The following is a 19,368-nucleotide window of genomic DNA, read 5'->3' on the forward strand; positions in this document are numbered from 1 at the left end:
GTGGACGGGTCCGCTTCCCTCGCCCGCTGCTGCGTGCCGCCCTTCCTGCACCGCACGCGCGGTGGGAACGGCCCCCGCGCACCGAGCCGCCGCCGTGCACGGACTGCCGGCGGCGGTGCCCGGCGGCGGTGATCGAGGGGCCGTGCGGGAGCCTGCCGCGCCTGGCCCATCCGGCGGGCGCCACGACCCCCGTGGTCCGCTGCCCCGGCCCACCCGGCCTGTCACGGCCTGCCCGGCCTGCCCGGCCCACCCGGCCTGTCACGGCCTGCCCGGCCTGTCAGGCGTGACCTGGCAGGCATCGGGCGCGAGACCGTCGCCGGGGAGGCGCGGCATCTCCGATGGGGGCGATCGACGCAGATGCGTTGCTAGACCGTGATGCGGAAAATGTCGCATACCCCTGGGGTACCGACCGGGCGGTATGTCATTCTGCGGACGTCAGGAAGATCCGGGGCACGGCCTGCCCCCGACCGCCGCACCGGAGCCAACCGACTCCCCTGGAGGCCGCCATGCCGCACGTCCTGCGTTCGCGCGTCAGAGCCCTGCCCGCGCCCTCCGCCGCACCGCAGCGTTCACGCTCGCTCGTCGACGCCGAGGCACTCGCCGCCCTGCACCGGGCCGCGCAGGTCCTCCTCGACGACCTGGCCGGCCTCACCAGCAGCCTGGTGGCGGAGCTGCGCGAGCAGGAACCGGCGTACCGCGCGATGATCGATGCCGATGCCTCGGGGGTGTGGCAGGAGGTCCACCTGTCGCTGCGGCACAGCATCGAGTCGATGATCCGGCCACGCGAGATGCGGGAGGCGGCGCGGCTGATCTCCCGGCGGATCGGCGCATCGCGGGCCGAGCAGGGCATGCCGCTCGACGCGCTGCTGCACGCCTTCCGCCTCGGCGGCGCCATGGTGTGGCAGGGGCTCGTGGACGAGACCGCGCGCCGTCACCCGGAGGACATGCGGCTGCTCGTGCACGTGGCGGCGGACGTGTGGACCTTCGTCGACGAGCACTGCCGCCTGGTCGCCGAGGCGTACCACCAGACGGAACGGCAGCTGGCATGGCGGAGGGAGAACAGGGTGCGGCTGATGACCGAGGCACTGCTGGAGGGCGCCACCCGCATCACCGACCTCCCCGAGGTCGCCGCGACCCTGGCCCTGCCGGAGGCCGGTCGGTACGCGGTGGTCGCCGTCTCTCCCGGCGCGCCGGCCGTCCACGCCCCGCCGGCGCTGCCGGCCGGCACCCGCGCCCTGTGGCACGCGTCGGAGGACGGCGAACTGGCGATCGTCCTCCTGGACGCGGACTCCGACACGGACCGGCATCTGGGCGGGCATGGACACCCGGCCGTGGACGCGAGCGTGTGCACGGACGGGCCCTGGGCCGCGGACGGGCACCCGGACACGGACAGCCCCGCGCGCAGGGACACCCGCCCGGACCCGGACGGGCACCCGGACACGGGCAGCCACCCGCACCCGGACGGGCGCCGGCACATGGACAGGCGCCTGGGCGCGGAGGCGGAGCACGGCGAACTCGCCCGTCCGGAGCCGCCGCGTCGCACCGGGACGGGCGCGCCCACCACACCCGCCGAGCTGGCCGCGCGCCTGGACGTGCCGCCCGGCGTCCGGGTCGGCATCAGTCCGGCCGTCACCGGTCTCGCCGCCGTGGGGGAGGCCCGCGGCTACGCGGAGATCGCGCTGCGCGCCTGTCCGCGTGACGGCGGTGTCGTCCTCCTCGACGAGCACCTGCCCGCCGCGCTCGTCGTCACCTCGCCGAACCTCGGCAGGGCACTGGCCGACCGCGTACTGGGTCCGCTCGGCGGCATCGACCCCGCCGACCGCCAACTCCTCGTCGAGACCCTCACCGCGTGGTTAAGGTCCGACGGCTCCGCGCAGCGCGCCGCGAAGCTCCTGTACTGCCACCGCAACACGGTGCTCAACCGGCTGCGGCGCTTCGAGCAGCTCACCGGCCGGTCGCTGTCCCGGCCGTCCGACGCGGTCGAAGTGTCTCTCGCGCTCACGGCCGCACGCCTGCTGACGACCTGACAGATCCGCCCTGTGCCGGGGCACAGGCCCGCGCCGCTTCCGCCTGTGCTCCGGCACCGGAGATCCGCGGACCGCTGTACGCGCCGCCGTGGCCCTGGTGGCCTGGGCGTCATGCATTCCCTCGTACCTCTGGCCCTCGCTCCGGGCGGCGAAGGCCCCTCCCTCGCCCTTGTCGTCTTTCTCGCCTTCGTCGCCGTCTCGCTTCTGCTGTGCAGCCTGGCGGCCGCCGACGAGGACGACCCCGACCACTTCTACGCCGGCGGGGCGGCCCTCGGCCCGGTCGGCGGCGGGCTGGCCGTCTCCGGTGACTACGTCTCGGCGGCGACGCTGCTCAGCACCACCGGCTCGGTGGCCCTCACGGGCAGGACGGCGTCCTCTTCGCGTGCGCGACCGTGGCCTCTCTCGCCCTGGTGATGCTGCTCCTGGCACGTCCACTGCGCCAGGACGGCGTGTACACGCTGGGCGACTTCGTCTCCGCCCGCCTCGGCGACGCGTCCGTGCGCCGGGCCCTCGGCGTCGCCACCCTGGTCGTCCTCCTCCCGTTGCTGGTGGTCCAACTGGCCACCGCCGGGCGCCCGGAGCCGTGCGGTGTATGCCGCGCGGCGGCCGACGGCCACGAGGGGACGATGCGCGGGCCCGGTACCACCCGGACGATCTCGGCCGCTCGGAACGGAGGGCCGCCTCCGCACCTGGCGCCTGCTGGCCCCGTCCGCCAGGGCGGTGTGCGCCGAGGATGTCGCCGAGGCCCTGGCCGTGCTGCACGCAACCGACCCGGCCACCTGGCGGCCACGGCCCGGATGCGCGCCCCCCCAGATCGCGGACGTCGTGCCTGCCCTCTACGACGACCTCACCCTGGAGCGCGGGCTCTGCACGCGCTCCAGGGTGCGCACGATGTTCATCGTCCCTGCCGCCCCCGGACCTCAGATCCCCAGCTTCGCCTCACGCGCCCGCGCGATCGCGTCCTTGTCGCCCTCCAGGTCCACCCGCGACGCGTCCTGGCGTCCGAAGGCGAAGAACGTCAGCTCGCCGGGCTCCCCGGTCACCGTCACCACCGGCGTCCCGCGGTGCGCCACCGCCGTCTGCCCATTCGGCCTGCGCAGCACCAGGCCCACCGGCGACCTGCGCCCCAGCAGCCGCGCGCCCTTCTCCAGACGCGACCACAGGACGTTCTCGAACACCTTGTCCAGATCGCGCGGCGCCCAGTCGGGCTGCGCCCGCCGCACGTCCTCGGCGTGGACGAAGAACTCGATCGTGTTCGCCGCCTCGTCGACCTGCTTGATGGCGTACGGGGACATCCGCGGCGGTCCCGTACGGATCAGCTGGACCAGCTCCTCGTACGGCTTCGCGGCGAACTCCGCCTGGATCCGCTCCGCACGGTCCCTGAGCGCCCTGAGCAGAATCCCGCCCGCGGCGTCGGGCCGGTGCTCGCGCATCACCACGTGCGCCGCCAGCTCTCGCGTCGTCCAGCCGTCGCACAGGGTCGGAGCATCAGGCCCCGCGGCCTCCAACAGATCGGCGAGGAGAAGTCGTTCACGCTTCGCATGGGTCGACATGCCCGCCAGCGTACGGCCGCTCAGCCGGGTCCGCCCAGTGGAGACACCCACCGCCCGGCCGGGTCCGCACAGTGGACGCACCGTCCGGGCCGTCCCCCGGCACGGCACAATGGGCGCATGACCAGCAGTGTCCCCGCGAGTGCCCTCGATCCCGCCGTCGCCGCCCGCCTCAAGCGCAGCGCCGACGGCCTCCTGCCCGCCATCGCCCAGCAGTACGACACCGGTGAGGTGCTGATGCTCGGCTGGATGGACGACGAGGCACTGCACCGCACCCTGACCACCGGCCGCTGCACCTACTGGTCCCGCAGCCGCCAGGAGTACTGGGTCAAGGGTGACACCTCCGGCCATGTGCAGCACGTGAAGTCGGTCGCCCTGGACTGCGACGCCGACACCGTGCTCGTCAAGGTCGACCAGGTCGGCGCCGCCTGCCACACCGGCGCCCGGACCTGCTTCGACGCCGACGTCCTGTTCGACGCCGATGCCCTGTCGCTCGGCGAGTAGGGTCTGCCGCCATGGATCTCGAGACCTTCCGCAAGCTGGCCGCCGACCGTCGTGTCATCCCCGTCAGCCGCCGCCTGCTGGCGGACGGCGACACGCCGGTCGGGCTCTACCGCAAGCTCGCCGCCGAGCGCCCCGGCACGTTCCTCCTGGAGTCGGCGGAGAACGGCCGCTCCTGGTCGCGCTACTCGTTCATCGGCGTGCGCTCCGACGCCACACTGACCGTGCGCGACGGCGAGGCGCACTGGCTCGGGGGCCCGCCCGTCGGCGTCCCCACCAGCGGTGACCCGCTCACCGCCCTGCGCGAGACTGTCCAGACCCTGCACACTCCGCGTGACCTCGCATCCGCCATGCCCCCCTTCACCGGCGGCATGGTCGGCTACCTCGGGTACGACATCGTCCGCAGGCTCGAGAAGATCGGCCCCGGCGAACGCGACGACCTGCGGCTGCCCGAGCTCACCATGCTGCTCACCTCGGACCTCGCGGTCATGGACCACTGGGACGGCAGCGTCCTGCTGATCGCCAACGCGATCAACCACAACTGCCTCGACACCGGGGTCGACGAGGCGTACGCGGACGCCGTCGCCCGCCTCGACGCCATGGAGGCGGACCTCGCCCGGCCGCTCGTCTCCGCGCCCGCCGCACTGCCGCCCTCGGAGCTGCCCGAGTTCTCCGCGCTGTGGGGAGGCCGGGACTATCAGGACGCCGTCGAGGACATCAAGGAGCGCATCCGGGCCGGCGAGGCGTTCCAGGTCGTGCCCTCGCAGCGGTTCGAGACGCCGTGCACGGCCGGCGCGCTGGACGTCTACCGGGTGCTGCGGGCCACCAACCCCTCGCCGTACATGTACCTCTTCCGCTTCGACGGCTTCGACGTCGTCGGCTCCAGCCCCGAGGCGCTGGTCAAGGTCGAGGACGGGCAGGCCATGCTCCACCCGATCGCCGGCACCCGCCCGCGCGGTGCCACCCCGCAGGAGGACCACGACCTCGCCGAGGAACTGCTCGCCGACCCCAAGGAACGCGCCGAGCACCTGATGCTCGTCGACCTCGGCCGCAACGACCTCGGCCGTGTCTGCGAACCCGGCAGCGTCGAGGTCGTCGACTTCATGTCGATCGAGCGGTACTCCCACGTCATGCACATCGTCTCCACGGTGACCGGCAGGGTCGCCGAAGGCCGGACCGCCTTCGACGTCCTCACCGCCTGCTTCCCCGCGGGAACCCTGTCCGGTGCGCCCAAGCCCCGCGCGATGCAGATCATCGACGAGCTGGAGCCTTCGCGGCGCGGACTGTACGGCGGTGCCGTCGGCTACCTGGACTTCGCCGGAGACTCCGACACCGCCATCGCCATCAGGACGGCGCTGCTGCGCGACGGCACGGCGTACGTCCAGGCCGGAGCGGGTGTCGTCGCCGACTCCGACCCGGTCGCCGAGGACACCGAGTGCCGCAACAAGGCGGCGGCGGTGCTGCGTGCCGTCCACACCGCCAACCGCCTGAACGACGCCGCGGGGCGGTAAGGGATAGTGGACGCGTGAGTGCCGTACCCGTACCCCAGTCCCGCGCGGCGGCCCCGCCGGCCGCCACGAGCGGCGGCCGCCGCAGCCTCGCCGCGGCCCTGCTCCTCGGCGCCGCCGGAGCGACCGTCGTCCTGCTCGCCGCCGGCCGGATCTGGGCCGAGGGGCACGCCTCGGTCGGCGGCGGAACCGTCGCGCTCGACGCGAAGGGCGGGGACGTCACGGGCGTGCCCACCGCCCTCGCGATCGTCGGCCTCGCCGCGCTCGTCGCCGTCTTCGCCGTGCGCAACGGCGGTCGCGTCGTCGTCTCCGGGCTGCTGGCCCTCAGCGGCGCGGGTGCGACGCTGGCCGCGCTGCTGGGTGCGTCCGACAGCGCCGCGCTCGACGAGAAGGCGGCGCGGACCACGGGCGACGCCGGCGCGACGGTCGAGGCGCTCACACACACGGCCTGGCCGTATGTCACCGTCGCCGGCGGGGTGTTGATCCTGCTCGCGGGAGCCCTGGCCCTGCGGTACGGCAGGCAGTGGCCGACCATGTCCGGCCGCTACGAGCGCGACGGGACGCCCCGTCCCCGCAAGGCGGCCGTGGTGGACCCCGACCGGCCCGAGGACCTCTGGAAGGCCCTGGACCGCGGCGAGGACCCGACGCGCGAAGGGTGACCCCAGCTCATCACGCCTGTTGCCGTACGGGACAATGACAGCGAGCGTCCGGCTCAGCACGAGCACCAGCTCACGACAGCGCATCAGAAACGAGGAGCAACTCATGGCGGGCAGCAGCCACGGACACACCCCGGCCGCCTGGACCGGTGTCACCATCTCGTTCATCGGCTTCTGCGTCGCAGGCGTCTTCATGGTGGCGAACAGCCCGGTCGGCTTCTGGGCCGGTTCGGCCCTGATCGTGATCGGCGCGATCGCGGGCGGCGCCATGAAGATGGCCGGCTTCGGCACGCCGAAGGAGCCGCAGGACGTGGTCGAGGCCCGGGAGCGTGCCGCCGCACGGGAGAGGGCGACCGCGTGACGCGGTGACGACCCGACCCACGAGACGGCGCAGCACGGACACGACCGGGCTGCGCCGTTCTGCTGCAACGGTGCAGAATCACGCCATGACCGCCATGCCCCGCCCCACGCCCCGCCCTGCCGAGCCGGGGCCGCTGCACGGGGCCGCCGCTGCGTCTGCCCCGCCGCCCGCGGCCGCTGCGCCGCCGGTCACGCCCGCGGCCCCCGTCGGTCCGACCGCTTCCGACCGGCCCATGCCGCCGCCCGCCCATTCGGCCCCGCGGGGGCCCAAGGGCCAGGAGATCGCCACGCCGGTCCGGCGGCCTGCGACGCCGCAGGCGGGCGCTATGTCCGGCTCGCCGCCCGCGGCCGCTGCGCCGCCGGGCACGCCCGCGGCCCCCGTCGGTCCGACTGCTTCCGACCGGCCCATGCCGCCGCCCGCCCATTCGGCCCCGCGGGGGCCCAAGGGCCAGGAGATCGCCACGCCGGTCCGGCGGCCTGCGACGCCGCAGGCGGCCGCTGCGCCGGGCACGCCGCTCCAGGGCGCTGTCGCCGCCACGCGACAGGCGGCCCCAGCGCCGGGCATGCCGCAGAGGAGCGCAGGTACCCCGGTCGGGAGCGCCGCTGCGCCGGGCGCCCCGCACGCCCATTCGGCCACCCAGGGGCCGGAGGGCCAGGAGATCGCCGCGCCGCCGCAGCCGGCTGCTGAGCCCGGTACGCCGCGGGCAGCCGCAGCGACCGACACGCCACACACGCCCTCCCCGCCGCGGGCATGCGCAGCCACCGACACGCCACACGCGCCCGCCACACCGCACAGGGGCGCAGCGCCTGATGGGTCGGCGCGTGGGTGGGCCGTCCGGGACGGGGTGGACGCAGCGGGCGTGGGCGGCGGCGCGCGACACCGTGGGATCGCGCGGCGGGTCGCCGCGCCCCTCGCGGCGCTCGGTGGCGTCGCCGCCGCCTTCGCCTACGTCGGCACCATCGACCCCAACGAGCCCGGCCATTACCCCGTCTGCCCCCTCCTCCGCTTCACCGGCATCTACTGCCCCGGCTGCGGCGGCCTCCGCAGCGCCCACGCCTTCATCCACGGCGATCTGGCCACCGCCCTCGGAGCCAACGCCGCCGCCGTCGCCGGCTACGCCGTTTTCGCCGTCGTATGGGTCGTGTGGCTGGCTCGCTCCGTACAGAGCCGCCCGCTGCGCATCGGTCTCACCCCCGGCTGGTGGTGGGCCGTGGGCAGCGTCCTGCTCGCCTTCAGCGTGGTGCGGAACCTGCCGTTCGGATCCGCGCTCGCCCCATGAAGTCCCAGGTAGTGGGACAGCGGCCGACCGGATGAGCACCCTGGGCGCTCCTGCGGATACCATCGAGTTGGCTGATCCTCAACCATCACCCTCCCGGAAGGGGGCCGCTCGCGTGAGTGTGCTCGACGAGATCATCGAAGGTGTGCGCGCCGACATGGAAGAGCGGCAGGCGCGCGTCAGCCTCGACGAGCTCAAGGAGCGCGCCGCCAAGGCTCCCGCGGCCAAGGACGGCGTCGCCGCACTGCGCGGTGAGGGCGTCACGGTGATCTGCGAGGTGAAGCGCTCCAGCCCCTCCAAGGGCGCGCTCGCCGCGATCGCCGACCCGGCGGGGCTCGCCGCCGACTACGAGGCGGGCGGCGCGGCCGTCATCTCCGTGCTCACCGAGCAGCGCCGCTTCGGCGGATCGCTCGCCGACCTCGAGGCCGTCCGGGCCAGGGTCGACATCCCGGTGCTGCGCAAGGACTTCATCGTCTCCGCGTACCAGTTGTGGGAGGCGCGCGCGTACGGCGCCGACCTGGCGCTTTTGATCGTCGCCGCGCTGGAGCAGGAGGCCCTGGTCTCCCTGATCGAGCGTGCCGAGTCCATCGGCCTCACCCCGCTGGTCGAGGTGCACGACGAGGACGAGGTCGAGCGCGCCGTGGACGCGGGCGCGAAGATCATCGGTGTCAACGCCCGGGACCTGAAGACGCTCAAGGTCGACCGCTCCACGTTCGAGCGGGTCGCCCCCGAGATCCCGGCGCACATCGTCAAGGTCGCCGAGTCGGGTGTGCGCGGCCCGCACGACCTGATCGCCTACGCCAACGCGGGCGCGGACGCCGTGCTCGTCGGCGAGTCCCTCGTCACCGGCCGCGACCCCAAATCGGCGGTCGCCGACCTGGTGGCGGCGGGTGCCCATCCCGCGCTGCGGCACGGGCGGGGCTGACCACAGCATGACCGCCGTCCGCCGCGGACCCACCCCGGGCTCGCGCCCGGGTCCCGTCGGCGTGCCCGCGGCGACGGCCACACCGGCGTGCGGCCCGTACGCACGCCTGGCCCGCGGCTGCCGACCGCGCGGCTGCCGGGCGCCGGCGCGGCGGGTGCACGGGCGGCGGGTGCGTTACGTCATCGGCGACGAGCCGGGACAGGTCAACGGGATGCGATGGCGCGCCGCGGCGCGCGCCGGCCGCTAGGCCGTTTCCCTCCCATGCTCTTCCCGGGGCCTCGCCCCGGACCCGTACCGCCACCGGCCGGTTCTCGATCACCGGACGGGCTCCCTGCCGGAGCCCCGCCGGCACTCGAGGGCAGCCGGAAGGTGCGGGGTGGGAAGGTCTGCGACGGTGCGCGGCACGCCCGACGTCCTGCACACCCACATCCGGGGCCCCGCCCTGAAACGCCCTGAAACAAGGAGCATCGTCGCCATGTCCAGCGACTACTTCATCCCCGACCCCGAGGGTCAGGTCCCCAGCCCCGCGGGCTACTTCGGTGACTTCGGCGGAAAGTTCATCCCCGAAGCCCTCGTCGCCGCCGTCGACGAGGTCGCGGTCGAGTACGAGAAGGCCAAGTCGGATCCCGCCTTCGCCGCCGAACTCGGCGAACTCATGGTCAACTACACCGGCCGCCCCAGCGCCCTCACCGAGGTGTCCCGGTTCGCCGAGCACGCCGGCGGAGCGCGCCTCTTCCTCAAGCGCGAGGACCTCAACCACACCGGCTCGCACAAGATCAACAATGTGCTGGGCCAGGCCCTTCTCACCAAGCGCATGGGCAAGACGCGGGTCATCGCCGAGACCGGCGCCGGTCAGCACGGTGTGGCCACGGCCACCGCCTGCGCGCTGTTCGGGCTCGAATGCACCATCTACATGGGTGAGATCGACACCCGGCGGCAGGCACTCAACGTCGCCCGCATGCGGATGCTCGGCGCCGAGGTCGTCGCCGTGCAGTCCGGCAGCCGTACCCTCAAGGACGCCATCAACGAGGCGTTCCGCGACTGGGTCGCCAACGTCGACCACACCCACTACCTCTTCGGCACCGTCGCCGGCCCGCACCCCTTCCCCGCCATGGTCCGCGACTTCCACCGCGTCATCGGCGTCGAGACCAGGCGCCAGATCCTGGAGCGCGCCGGGCGCCTCCCGGACGCCGCCGTCGCCTGCGTCGGCGGCGGGTCGAACGCGATCGGGCTCTTCCACGCCTTCATCCCGGACACGGGCGTCCGCCTGATCGGCTGCGAGCCCGCCGGACACGGCATCGAGACCGGGGAGCACGCGGCCACCCTCACCGCGGGCGAGCCCGGCATCCTGCACGGCTCGCGTTCCTACGTCCTCCAGGACGACGAGGGCCAGATCACCGAGCCGTACTCCATCTCGGCCGGGCTCGACTACCCGGGCATCGGCCCCGAGCACTCGTACCTCAAGGACACCGGCCGCGGCGAGTACCGCGCGGTCACCGACGACGCCGCCATGCAGGCGCTGCGCCTGCTGTCCCGCACCGAGGGCATCATCCCGGCCATCGAGTCGGCGCACGCGCTGGCCGGTGCACTCGAGGTCGGCCGCGAGCTCGGCAAGGACGGACTGATCGTGGTCAATCTGTCCGGCCGCGGCGACAAGGACATGGACACCGCCGCCCGTTACTTCGGGCTGTACGACACCGACGCCCGGGTCGAGGCCGACGCCTCCGCCGACGACGGCGCCGCCGAGATCCAGGGGGACGCGAAGTGAGCGGCACCATCCAGCTTCTGAGCGACACGCTCGCGGCGGCGAGGAACGAGGGCCGGGCCGCGCTCATCGCCTACCTGCCCGCCGGTTTCCCGACCGTCGACCTCGGTATCGAGGCCGTCAAGGCAGCCTTCGACGGCGGCGCCGACGTCGTCGAGGTCGGACTGCCGCACAGCGACCCCGTCCTCGACGGGCCGGTCATCCAGACCGCCGACGACATCGCCCTGCGCGGCGGCGTCCGGATCGCCGATGTGATGCGCACGGTCCGCGAGGCCCATGCGGCCACGGGCAAGCCGGTGCTGGTGATGACGTACTGGAATCCGATCGACCGGTACGGCGTCGAGCGGTTCACCGCCGAGCTCGCCGACGCGGGCGGCGCCGGGTGCATCCTGCCCGACCTGCCGTTCGAGGAGGCGGGCCTGTGGAGGGAGCACGCCGAGAAGCACGGTCTCGCCACCGTCTTCGTCGTCGCTCCGAGCAGCAGGGACGAGCGGCTCGCCAAGATCACGGCCGCCGGTTCCGGCTTCGTCTACGCGGCCTCCCTGATGGGCGTCACGGGCACGCGTGAGTCGGTCGGCGCCCAGGCCCAGGACCTGGTGGCGCGCACGCGTGCCACCACGGACCTGCCCGTGTGCGTCGGACTCGGTGTGTCCAACCCGGCCCAGGCGGCCGAGGTCGCCTCGTTCGCCGACGGCGTGATCGTCGGCTCCGCCTTCGTCAAGCGCATGCTCGACGCCCCGGACGAGGCCGCGGCCGTCGACGCCGTACGGGAACTGGCGGGCGATCTTGCCCGGGGTGTGCGCGGCGGCGCGTAGCTCGTACGGGTGGATGTGGGACCGGGGAGGCGTGCTGACGCCTCCCCGGTTCGTTTGCGGATTGTGAGCGAGAACGAAGAACGAAAGCGGACCGCACGCGAGCGGCTCCAGCAGGAACGGAAGCGGGACCAGGCGCGCGAGAAGCGCCGGCGGACCCTGATCGTGGCGGCGGCCGTCGTCGGAGTCCTCGGCCTGGCCGCCGTGGTCGGCCTGATCGCGGCGAACACCGGCAAGGACGGGGACGGCGCGTCGGAGACCGGACCGCTCTCGGCGCCGAGCGGGGCGGAGGGCGAGGAGCAGCTCGCGATCCCGGTCGGCGCGAGCGATGCGCCCTCCACCCTCACGGTGTGGGAGGACTTCCGCTGCCCGGCCTGCGCCCAGTTCGAGAACGCCCTGCGGGAGACGATCCACGAGCTGGAGAAGGCCGGCAAGATCAAGACCGAGTACCACCTCGCCACCCTCATCGACGGCAACATGGGCGGCAGCGGCTCCCTGCGCGCGGCGAACGCGGCGGCCTGCGCCCAGGACGCCGGCAAGTTCCCCGAATACCACGACGTGCTCTTCATGAATCAGCCGCCCGAGCCGGACGACGCCTTCGCGGACAACAACAGACTCATCGACCTCGCCGGCGAGGTCGAGGGCCTCGACACGCCCGCCTTCCGCAGCTGCGTCGAGGGCGGCAGGCACGACGGCTGGGTCAAGAAGTCCAACGAGGCGTTCCAGAAAGGCGGCTTCGGTGGCACGCCGACGGTGCAGCTCAACGGCGAGTCGATCTTCCCGGCGAAGGGCAAGGAGCAGATCTCCGTGGCCAACTTCAAGAAGTGGGTCGAGGAGGCCAACAAGGGCAAGAAGCCCGGCACCCAGCGGCCCGCGGCGGGCGTCGGCGGGTCCGCGGGCGCGTCGTCGTCCTGACAACCGCCGCTTCCCCGGCACGGCGTCCGCTTTGTTGCGCGACGGCCGGGGGCCGGGGCCTGTTACCCAGACGTTGCCGGGTGGGTTGTCGTACGTCCCACCCGGCACGGTAGCGTCGGGGCTGCCATGGACATCGCCTACATTCCCAGCCCGTCGACCGGAGTGATCCATCTTGGACCGCTCCCGCTGCGCGGCTATGCCTTCTGCATCATCATCGGCGTCTTCGTAGCCGTCTGGTACGGCAACAAGCGCTGGGTCGCCCGGGGCGGCAAGGCCGGCACCGTCGCCGACATCGCTGTCTGGGCCGTGCCCTTCGGCCTCGTCGGCGGCCGGCTCTACCACGTGATCACCGACTACCAGCTGTACTTCAGCGAGGGTGAGAACTGGGTCGACGCATTCAAGATCTGGGAGGGCGGCCTCGGTATCTGGGGGGCGATCGCGCTGGGCGCGGTCGGTGCCTGGATCGGCTGCCGCCGCCGGGGTATTCCGCTTCCGGCCTGGGCCGACGCCCTCGCCCCCGCGGTCGCCTTCGCCCAGGCCATCGGCCGCTGGGGCAACTGGTTCAACCAGGAGCTCTACGGCAAGCCCACCGACCTGCCCTGGGCCCTGAAGATCACCGAGGGCCCGAACCGGGAGGCCGGCCTCTACCACCCGACGTTCCTCTACGAGTCCCTGTGGTGCATCGGCGTCGCGCTGCTCGTGATCTGGGCCGACCGCCGCTTCAAGCTGGGCCACGGCCGGGCGTTCGCGCTCTACGTCGCCGCCTACTGCGTGGGCCGCGGCTGGATCGAGTACATGCGGGTCGACGAGGCGCATCACGTGCTGGGCCTGCGGCTGAACGTATGGACCTCGATCGTGGTCTTCCTGCTGGCCGTGGTGTACATGGTCGTCTCGGCCCGGCTGCGCCCGGGCCGTGAGGCGATCGTGGAGCCCGCGGCGGTGGACCTCGCCAAGAAGGCCGGGGACGAGAGCGCCGAGAAGGCGGAGAGCTCCGAGAACACCGACGACGTCGGCGCCGCGGCTGCCGATGCGGCCCACGACCCCGATGCGGCCACCGACGCCGACGGGGACGCCAGATCGGCAGACAAGGGCTGAGGGCAGAACCGTGGCGAAGACCGCCGGAGGCGACGCCTCCGGCGGTCTTCGCGTATCGGGAGCGGAGTCCCCGGGCCCGAAGCACCGGCCTCGGACTCCTGAGGCTCCGACTCCCGGGGGCCCGGCTCGTGCGGGCCGCAGAGTCCGCACCTGCCGGGCCGGCTGCCCGGTGCGGCCGCACCGCGTGGCGGGCGCAGCGGGCGGGGCGCGGTGGGTGTCAGGGCTCCCAGTCCCGTGCGGCGAGGTCGAGCGTGCGCTGTGCGGCCGCCACGACCGCCGCATCGACGAACCGTCCGTCCGGCAGGGCCATCGCGCCCTCGTCCTCGGCGGCCGCCTTCACGATCTCCTCGGCGGCTTCGATCTCCTGCGGAGTCGGCCGGTAGGCGCGCTCGATGACCGGCAGCTGACGGGGATGGATGGCCGCGCGGCCGAGGAAGCCGATGGAGCGGCCGTGGGCGCACGACGCGTGCAGCGCGTCGAGGTCGAGGATGTCGGGGAACACGGACTGCGTCGGCGGCGCCAGCCCGGCCGCACGGGCCGCGACCACCGTGCGGGTGCGCGGCCAGTCGAGACCGGTGTCGCCGCGCACGCCCAGGTCGGCGCGGAGATCGGACTCGCCGAGGGCGATGCCTCGGACGGCGTTGTGGGCGGTGGCGATGGCGTAAGCGTGCTCGACCGCGAGCGCCGACTCCAGCAGCGCGTACAAGGGGACGCCCGGTGCCGCGGCCGCGATCTGCTGAATGTCAGTGGCGTATGCGACCTTGGGAACACGCAGCGCTGTCAGACCTGGCAGCCCTGTGAGGGTCTCGATGTCCAGGGGGGAGTTGATGCGGACATGGACCGGCAGGGGCAGGTGGGAGGAGAGCAGTTCGGCCGTGGCGGCAAGAGCGTATTCCTTGCGGCCCTGGGCCACCGCGTCCTCGAGGTCGACGATGACGACGTCGGCGCCGGAGGCAATGGCCTTGTGCACGACGTCGGGGCGGTCACCGGGGGCATAGAGCCAGGTCAGGGGGAAGGTCATAGAGCTCCTTCGGTGCGCAGTGCGGCGATGTCGGCCGGGGTGAGACCCAGTTCGGAGAGCACCTCTTCGGTGTCGGCGCCGTGCGGGCGGCCGGCCCAGCGGATGGCGCCAGGAGTCTCGGAGAGCCGGAAGAGGACGTTCTGCATGCGCAGCGGGCCCAGCTCGGGGTCGGGGACCTCGGTGATCGTCCCGAGCGCCTGGTACTGGGGGTCGGCGACGATGTCGCGGACGTCGTAGACCGGAGCGATCGCCGCCTCGGCTTTTTCGAACGCGGCCACGGCGTCGGTGCGGGTGTGCTGTGCGATCCATCCGCCGACCGCCTCGTCGAGCAGGTCGGCGTGCTCGGCGCGGCCGTGGCCGGTGGCGAACCAGGGCTCGTCGATCAGCTCGGGGCGGCCGACCAGGTGCATCACCCGTTCGGCGACGGACTGGGCGGAGGTGGAGACGGCGAGCCAACTGCCGTCGGCCGTGCGGTAGATGTTGCGGGGAGCGTTGTTGCGGGACCGGTTGCCGGTGCGCGGCTGGACGTAGCCGAGCTGGTCGTACCAGAGCAGTTGCGGTCCGAGTACGGCGAGGATGGGTTCGATGATCGCCATGTCGACCACCTGGCCCCGGCCGGTGGTGGTGCGGGCGGCGAGCGCGGTCATCACGGCGTAGGCGGTGGCGAGCGCGGCGACGGAGTCGGCGAGACCGAAGGGCGGCAGGGTGGGCGGGCCTTCGGGCTCGCCGGTGGCGGCGGCGAATCCGCTCATCGCCTCCGCGAGCGTCCCGAACCCGGGCCGCTGCGAGTACGGCCCGAACTGGCCGAAGCCCGTGATCCGGGTGAGGACGAGACGGGGGTTGGCCGCGCTCAGCTCCTCCCAGCCGAGGCCCCACTTCTCCAGGGTGCCCGGGCGGAAGTTCTCGACGACCACGTCGGCCGTCGTCGCGAGGCGCAGCAGCGTGGCCCGGCCGCCGGGTGTGGACAGATCGAGGGTGACATTGCGCTTGTTGCGGCCGAGGACCTTCCACCACAGCCCGACGCCGTCCTTGGCGGGCCCGTGGCCGCGGGACGGATCGGGGCGGGTGGGGTGCTCGACCTTGATGACCTCGGCGCCGAAGTCGCCGAGCAGGGTGGCGCACAGCGGACCGGCGAAGAGGGTCGCGAGGTCGAGGACGCGGAGTCCGGTCAGGGGGGCGGGCGGGGTGTCCGGCGTGGGAGAGGGGGTCATGAGGCGGCGTCGATCTCGGGGCGGTAGGGCATGGAGGTGGACGCTCCTGGGCGTTGGACGGACAGGGCGGCGGCGGTGGAGGCCCACGCCAGGGCCTCGGGGACCGGTTTTCCTTCCCCGAGGGCGACGGCGAGGGTGCCGACGAAGGTGTCGCCGGCCGCGGTGGTGTCCACGGCGGCGACCTGGGGTGCGGGCACGGTGACGGGTTCGGTGTCGCGGGCGGCGTACAGACAGCCCGCGGCGCCGAGGGTGATGACGACTTCGGGGACCTGTCGCAGCAGGGCTTCGGCCGCGCCGTGCGGGTCGGCGACTCCGGTGAGGGTGGCCGCCTCGTGCTCGTTGGGGACCAGCAGGCCGGTGACGGCGAGGAGTTCGGGCGGCAGTGGCTGCGCGGGAGAGGGGGTGAGCACGGTGCGTACGGCATGCCGGTGAGCGGCCTCGGCGCCGTTGAGCACGGCGCTGAGCGGCAGTTCGAGCTGTAGCAGGAGGAGGTCGGCGGTGGCGATGAGGGCTTCGTCGCCGGGTGACAGACCGGTCACGGTGCCGTTGGCGCCGGGGATGACGACGATGGAGTTCCCGCCCTCGTCGTCGACGACGATGTGCGCGGTGCCGGAGGGGCCTTCCGCGGTGCGCAGCAGATCGGTGTCGACGCCCGACGCGTCGAGGGTGTGACGGAGCACGGCGCCGAAGTCGTCGGACCCCACGGCGCCGATCATGGTGACGTCACCGCCCGCGCGGGCGGCGGCCACGGCCTGGTTCGCGCCCTTGCCACCGGGGACCGTACGGAACTCCCGTCCCGTGACGGTCTCTCCGCGCTCGGGGGCGTGCGCGACATAGGCGACGAGGTCCATGTTGGTGCTGCCGAGCACCACGATGCCGGTCATGGGCGGAGTGCCTCCTTCAGCGTGAGACGGGCCAGGGTGTCGAAGCCGGCGCCGTCGAATCCGGCGACGGAGGTGGACAGCCGGTTCTTCAGCGGGGCCGTCCAGTGGTCCGGCAGCCTCCCGGGGTGGCCGGCCAGCAGCCCGGCGAGCGAACCGGCCGTCGCACCGCCCGAGTCGGTGTCGAGCCCGCCGGAGACGGCACGGCAGACGGTGCCGGTGAAGTCGCCGTCGGCATGGGTGAGTGCGGCGGCGAGCAGGGCGGCGTTGGGCAGGGCGTGCACCCAGTGGTACGCGCCGTAGGCGGCGTGCACGCGGTCGACGGCGCGGTCGAAGTCGGCCTCCGAGCGGGCCGCTTCGACGCCGAAGCGTACGGCGCGGGCGAGGCGGGAGCCGGTCGGTACGACGGTCAGGCCGGTGGCGATCGCCTCGTGCACATCGGTGGTGCCGCCGGCCGCCGTCGCGATGGCGCCGGCGGTGAACATCGCGCTGTAGACGCCGTTCGCGGTGTGGGTGAGCACGGCGTCGCGGTAAGCCTGCTCGGCCGCGGCGGCCGGATCGCCGGGGTTGGTCCAGCCGTGCAGGTCGGCCCGGATCGAGGCGCCGATCCATTCGCGGAAGGGGTTGCGATGGGTGGCGGTGAGCGGGGGCTCGATGCCGGAGAGGAGGTTGCGGTAGGCGATGCGTTCGGCGGTGAAGGTCCGCCCGGCGGGGAGTTCGTCCAGCCACAGGGCGCCGACCTGCGCTGTGGTGAACGCACGGCCGTGGCGCTGGAGGAGGACGAGGGCGAGGAGGGGATAGTTCAGGTCGTCGTCCTCGGGCATGCCGTCGATGTTCTCGGCGAGCGACGTGGCTGCGCTGCGCCGGTTCCACGGGTGGGCGGCGGCGAGTTCGGCAGGCAGGCCCTTGGCCGTGAAGTAGGCGGTGGGGGGCCAGTTCCCGGTGGCGCGGCCGATGGCGCGGATGGCCTGGAGGGGCAGCTTCTCGACGGGCTTGCCGAGCAGGCACCCGACGGCACGGCCGAGCCATGCGGCATGCAGGGCGTGCAGCAGGGACTCGTCAGGGGGCCGGGACGCGCCGGGAATGCGCCCCTCGGGCCCGGCGGCCGCGAGCCGCGTGCCGTGAGCGTGGACATCCGGTTCCCACTGCGGGGAATGCGGCTCCGCGGGCGACGACAGGCGTTCGGCGGGCGCCGGGTCGCCCGGACGGCCGTGTGCGACGGCCGGCGCCGACCGCACGGCGCTCGCGGCAGGGGGCGCGCTGTCCCGGGCCCCGGGGCCCGGGTCGGCGGCCGGGGCCCGGTGGCGGTCAGGGCCGTGCCGCGGGGGCGACGGCCACTGAGGGCAGGCCGCGACGATCGACGGCCAGTCCGTCGGCTCGTCGGCTGCCAACGGGGAGGACAGCGCGGCCAGTTCGTCGAGCAGCTCTTCGGCGAGCGCCCGCAGCTCCGGGCGCGGCGGATCCGGGGAAGCGCCCGCGCGGGGCGGGGCGTATCTGCCGCCGGCGGCCAGCCAGCGGTCGCGCACGGCCGTAGCGTCGCGGCCGTCCTGCTCCGCCTGCCGGAGCTCGTGGCCGACGAGGTCCTCCGGCTGCACCCAGGTCAGGCGCAACAGGCTGGTCATCGGGCGTCCGTCAGCTCGGCGAACGCCGCCTCGTGGGCGCGGCGGCGCGCCAGGTCCCGGGCGTGGATCTCCCGCGCCACGGCCGTCAGCTCCACGGCGGGCGCGCGCAGATCGACCCGGCTCGCCTCGGCAACCCGCTCCGTCCACTCCTGCGGTACGGCCCCCTCGCCGTGCAGGGCTCCCACGATCGCTCCGGCCATCGTCGCGATCGAGTCGCAGTCGCGCCCGTAGTTGACGCAGGACAGGACCGTACGCCGGAAGTCGCCGTCACCGACCAGCAGCATGCCGAGGGCGATGGGCAACTCCTCGATCGAGTGCAGTCGCGAGGGCCGCCGCGCCCCCAGCGACGGGGCGCGGTAGTCGGGACCGACCGTGTCGAACGGTGCCACCGCGGCCCGCAGCGGGCCGAGCGCGGACTCGAAGTCCGAGTGATGGGCGGCCGCTTCGGCGACGGCCTCGATCGCGGCCTGTGTGCCGTCCTTGGCGAGGGCGAGCGCCGCGTCCACCACGGTGGCGGGCGTCGACTGAGGAAGGCAGGCCGCGGCGACCGCCGCCGCGAAGACGCCGGCCGCCTCGCGGCCGTACGAGGACTGGTGCGCGCCGGCGATGTCGAGGGCCTCGTGGTACGCGGCCGTCGGGTCGGCGGCGTTGACGAGGCCGACCGGTGCCATGTACATCGCGGCACCGCAGTTGACGATGTTGCCGACGCCCGCCTCGCGCGGGTCGTTGTGCCCGTAGTACAGGCGGTGGACGATCCACTTCTCGGCCAGGAAGACCCGGTGCAGGGGGAGGGCCTCTGCCTCCAGTTCGGGGATCCAGCGGGTGTTGGAGATCAGGTCCGGGACGAGGTGGTCGGCGACGGCGTAGGCGTCCAGATGGTCGCGGACGGTGGCGTAGACGCGGACCAGGGCATGGGTCATCAACGTGTCGTCGGTGATGTGGCCGTTGCCCTTGTGGTAAGGGGCGAGCGGGCGCGCGGTGCGCCATTCGTCGCCGTTCCAGGGGCCGACGATGCCTTCGACGCGGCCGCCGTGCCGCTCGACGATCTGTTCCGGTGTGTAGCCCTCGACGGGGCCGCCGAGAGCGTCGCCGACGGCGGCGCCCACGAGGCTGCCCCGGAAGCGGTCGTCGAGTGAGGGGGGCGGGGGAGTCGTACGCTCTGCCGTCGACGTGTTCGTCGTGCTCGCCGCGCTCGCCGCCGTGTTCGCCGTCGCTGTCGTCATGCCCCGATTGTTCCCTTGG

Annotated in this window: 19 protein-coding genes and 1 pseudogene; 14 read left to right on the forward strand and 6 right to left on the reverse strand. The window is 73.5% G+C overall.

Features of this window, described 5'->3' with window-relative positions:
• Nucleotides 1-506 precede the first annotated feature (506 nt).
• The 3 genes and pseudogenes from J7E88_RS15060 to J7E88_RS35895 all read left to right on the forward strand — a co-directional run.
• On the forward strand, nt 507-2,027 hold the full coding sequence (locus tag J7E88_RS15060; protein WP_215181081.1) for a PucR family transcriptional regulator: 1,521 nt from the start codon (nt 507-509) through the stop codon (nt 2,025-2,027).
• Nucleotides 2,028-2,138: 111 nt separating this feature from the next.
• The gene (locus tag J7E88_RS15065; protein ID WP_251022580.1) at nt 2,139-2,441 is read left to right on the forward strand and encodes a hypothetical protein; all 303 of its coding nucleotides are present in this window, start codon (nt 2,139-2,141) and stop codon (nt 2,439-2,441) included.
• A pseudogene (locus tag J7E88_RS35895) lies at nt 2,441-2,539 on the forward strand (hypothetical protein); the annotation flags it as partial. The gene J7E88_RS15065 and the pseudogene J7E88_RS35895, both read left to right, overlap by 1 nt.
• A 408-nt stretch (nt 2,540-2,947) precedes the next feature.
• Here the strand turns inward: J7E88_RS35895 and J7E88_RS15070 are convergent.
• Entirely contained in the window at nt 2,948-3,580 is a 633-nt protein-coding gene (locus J7E88_RS15070; protein WP_215181083.1) for a TIGR03085 family metal-binding protein, read from the reverse strand.
• A 117-nt stretch (nt 3,581-3,697) separates the two neighbouring features.
• Here J7E88_RS15070 and hisI point away from each other — a divergent pair, with 117 nt between their 5' ends.
• From hisI to lgt, 11 genes are all read left to right on the forward strand, one after another.
• Nucleotides 3,698-4,081, forward strand: a complete 384-nt coding sequence (gene hisI / locus J7E88_RS15075) for a phosphoribosyl-AMP cyclohydrolase (RefSeq protein WP_215181547.1) — start codon at nt 3,698-3,700, stop codon at nt 4,079-4,081.
• An 11-nt stretch (nt 4,082-4,092) separates the two neighbouring features.
• Nucleotides 4,093-5,589 (forward strand): anthranilate synthase component I, encoded by a 1,497-nt coding sequence (locus J7E88_RS15080; RefSeq protein ID WP_215181085.1) that lies wholly within the window; start codon nt 4,093-4,095, stop codon nt 5,587-5,589.
• A 14-nt stretch (nt 5,590-5,603) separates the two neighbouring features.
• The gene (locus tag J7E88_RS15085; protein WP_215181087.1) at nt 5,604-6,245 is read left to right on the forward strand and encodes a TIGR02234 family membrane protein; all 642 of its coding nucleotides are present in this window, start codon (nt 5,604-5,606) and stop codon (nt 6,243-6,245) included.
• A 103-nt stretch (nt 6,246-6,348) separates the two neighbouring features.
• Nucleotides 6,349-6,603, forward strand: a complete 255-nt coding sequence (locus tag J7E88_RS15090) for an HGxxPAAW family protein (RefSeq protein WP_215181089.1) — start codon at nt 6,349-6,351, stop codon at nt 6,601-6,603.
• 844 nt (nt 6,604-7,447) lie between these two features.
• Nucleotides 7,448-7,882 (forward strand): DUF2752 domain-containing protein, encoded by a 435-nt coding sequence (locus J7E88_RS35900; RefSeq protein ID WP_308307499.1) that lies wholly within the window; start codon nt 7,448-7,450, stop codon nt 7,880-7,882.
• 112 nt (nt 7,883-7,994) lie between these two features.
• Nucleotides 7,995-8,804, forward strand: a complete 810-nt coding sequence (trpC, locus tag J7E88_RS15100) for an indole-3-glycerol phosphate synthase TrpC (protein WP_215181093.1) — start codon at nt 7,995-7,997, stop codon at nt 8,802-8,804.
• A 7-nt stretch (nt 8,805-8,811) separates the two neighbouring features.
• Nucleotides 8,812-9,051, forward strand: a complete 240-nt coding sequence (gene trpM, locus J7E88_RS37055) for a tryptophan biosynthesis modulator TrpM (RefSeq protein WP_308307500.1) — start codon at nt 8,812-8,814, stop codon at nt 9,049-9,051.
• A 228-nt stretch (nt 9,052-9,279) separates the two neighbouring features.
• Nucleotides 9,280-10,572 carry a tryptophan synthase subunit beta gene (gene trpB, locus J7E88_RS15105; RefSeq protein ID WP_215181095.1) on the forward strand — a complete coding sequence of 431 codons (1,293 nt, stop codon included), beginning with the start codon at nt 9,280-9,282 and terminating at the stop codon, nt 10,570-10,572.
• Nucleotides 10,569-11,384, forward strand: coding sequence for a tryptophan synthase subunit alpha (gene trpA / locus J7E88_RS15110; protein ID WP_215181097.1), 816 nt, complete (start codon nt 10,569-10,571; stop codon nt 11,382-11,384). Before trpB ends, trpA begins: the two co-directional genes overlap by 4 nt.
• 63 nt (nt 11,385-11,447) lie before the next feature.
• Nucleotides 11,448-12,296 carry a thioredoxin domain-containing protein gene (locus J7E88_RS15115; protein WP_308307501.1) on the forward strand — a complete coding sequence of 283 codons (849 nt, stop codon included), beginning with the start codon at nt 11,448-11,450 and terminating at the stop codon, nt 12,294-12,296.
• A gap of 126 nt (nt 12,297-12,422) precedes the next feature.
• A complete protein-coding gene (gene lgt, locus J7E88_RS15120) occupies nt 12,423-13,391 on the forward strand; it encodes a prolipoprotein diacylglyceryl transferase (protein WP_215181101.1) in 969 nt (322 codons plus the stop codon).
• 217 nt (nt 13,392-13,608) lie between these two features.
• On the opposite strand, the gene J7E88_RS15125 is transcribed toward lgt, so the two are convergent.
• The 5 genes from J7E88_RS15125 to J7E88_RS15145 are packed head-to-tail and all read right to left on the reverse strand — an operon-like array spanning nt 13,609 to nt 19,349.
• On the reverse strand, nt 13,609-14,412 hold the full coding sequence (locus tag J7E88_RS15125; protein WP_215181103.1) for a CoA ester lyase: 804 nt from the start codon (nt 14,410-14,412) through the stop codon (nt 13,609-13,611).
• Nucleotides 14,409-15,623, reverse strand: coding sequence for a CaiB/BaiF CoA-transferase family protein (locus tag J7E88_RS15130; protein WP_215181105.1), 1,215 nt, complete (start codon nt 15,621-15,623; stop codon nt 14,409-14,411). The genes J7E88_RS15125 and J7E88_RS15130 overlap by 4 nt, the downstream gene beginning before the upstream one ends.
• Nucleotides 15,620-16,507 (reverse strand): ribokinase, encoded by an 888-nt coding sequence (rbsK, locus tag J7E88_RS15135; protein ID WP_215181107.1) that lies wholly within the window; start codon nt 16,505-16,507, stop codon nt 15,620-15,622. The genes J7E88_RS15130 and rbsK overlap by 4 nt, the downstream gene beginning before the upstream one ends.
• Nucleotides 16,504-18,126, reverse strand: a complete 1,623-nt coding sequence (locus J7E88_RS15140; RefSeq protein WP_215181109.1) for an ADP-ribosylglycohydrolase family protein — start codon at nt 18,124-18,126, stop codon at nt 16,504-16,506. Before J7E88_RS15140 ends, rbsK begins: the two co-directional genes overlap by 4 nt.
• On the reverse strand, nt 18,123-19,349 hold the full coding sequence (locus J7E88_RS15145; protein ID WP_215181111.1) for an ADP-ribosylglycohydrolase family protein: 1,227 nt from the start codon (nt 19,347-19,349) through the stop codon (nt 18,123-18,125). Before J7E88_RS15145 ends, J7E88_RS15140 begins: the two co-directional genes overlap by 4 nt.
• Between the last annotated feature and the right edge of the window lie 19 nt (nt 19,350-19,368).

The organism is Streptomyces sp. ISL-10 (genome assembly GCF_018614575.1).
In the GTDB taxonomy this organism is placed as follows: Bacteria; Actinomycetota; Actinomycetes; order Streptomycetales; family Streptomycetaceae; genus Streptomyces.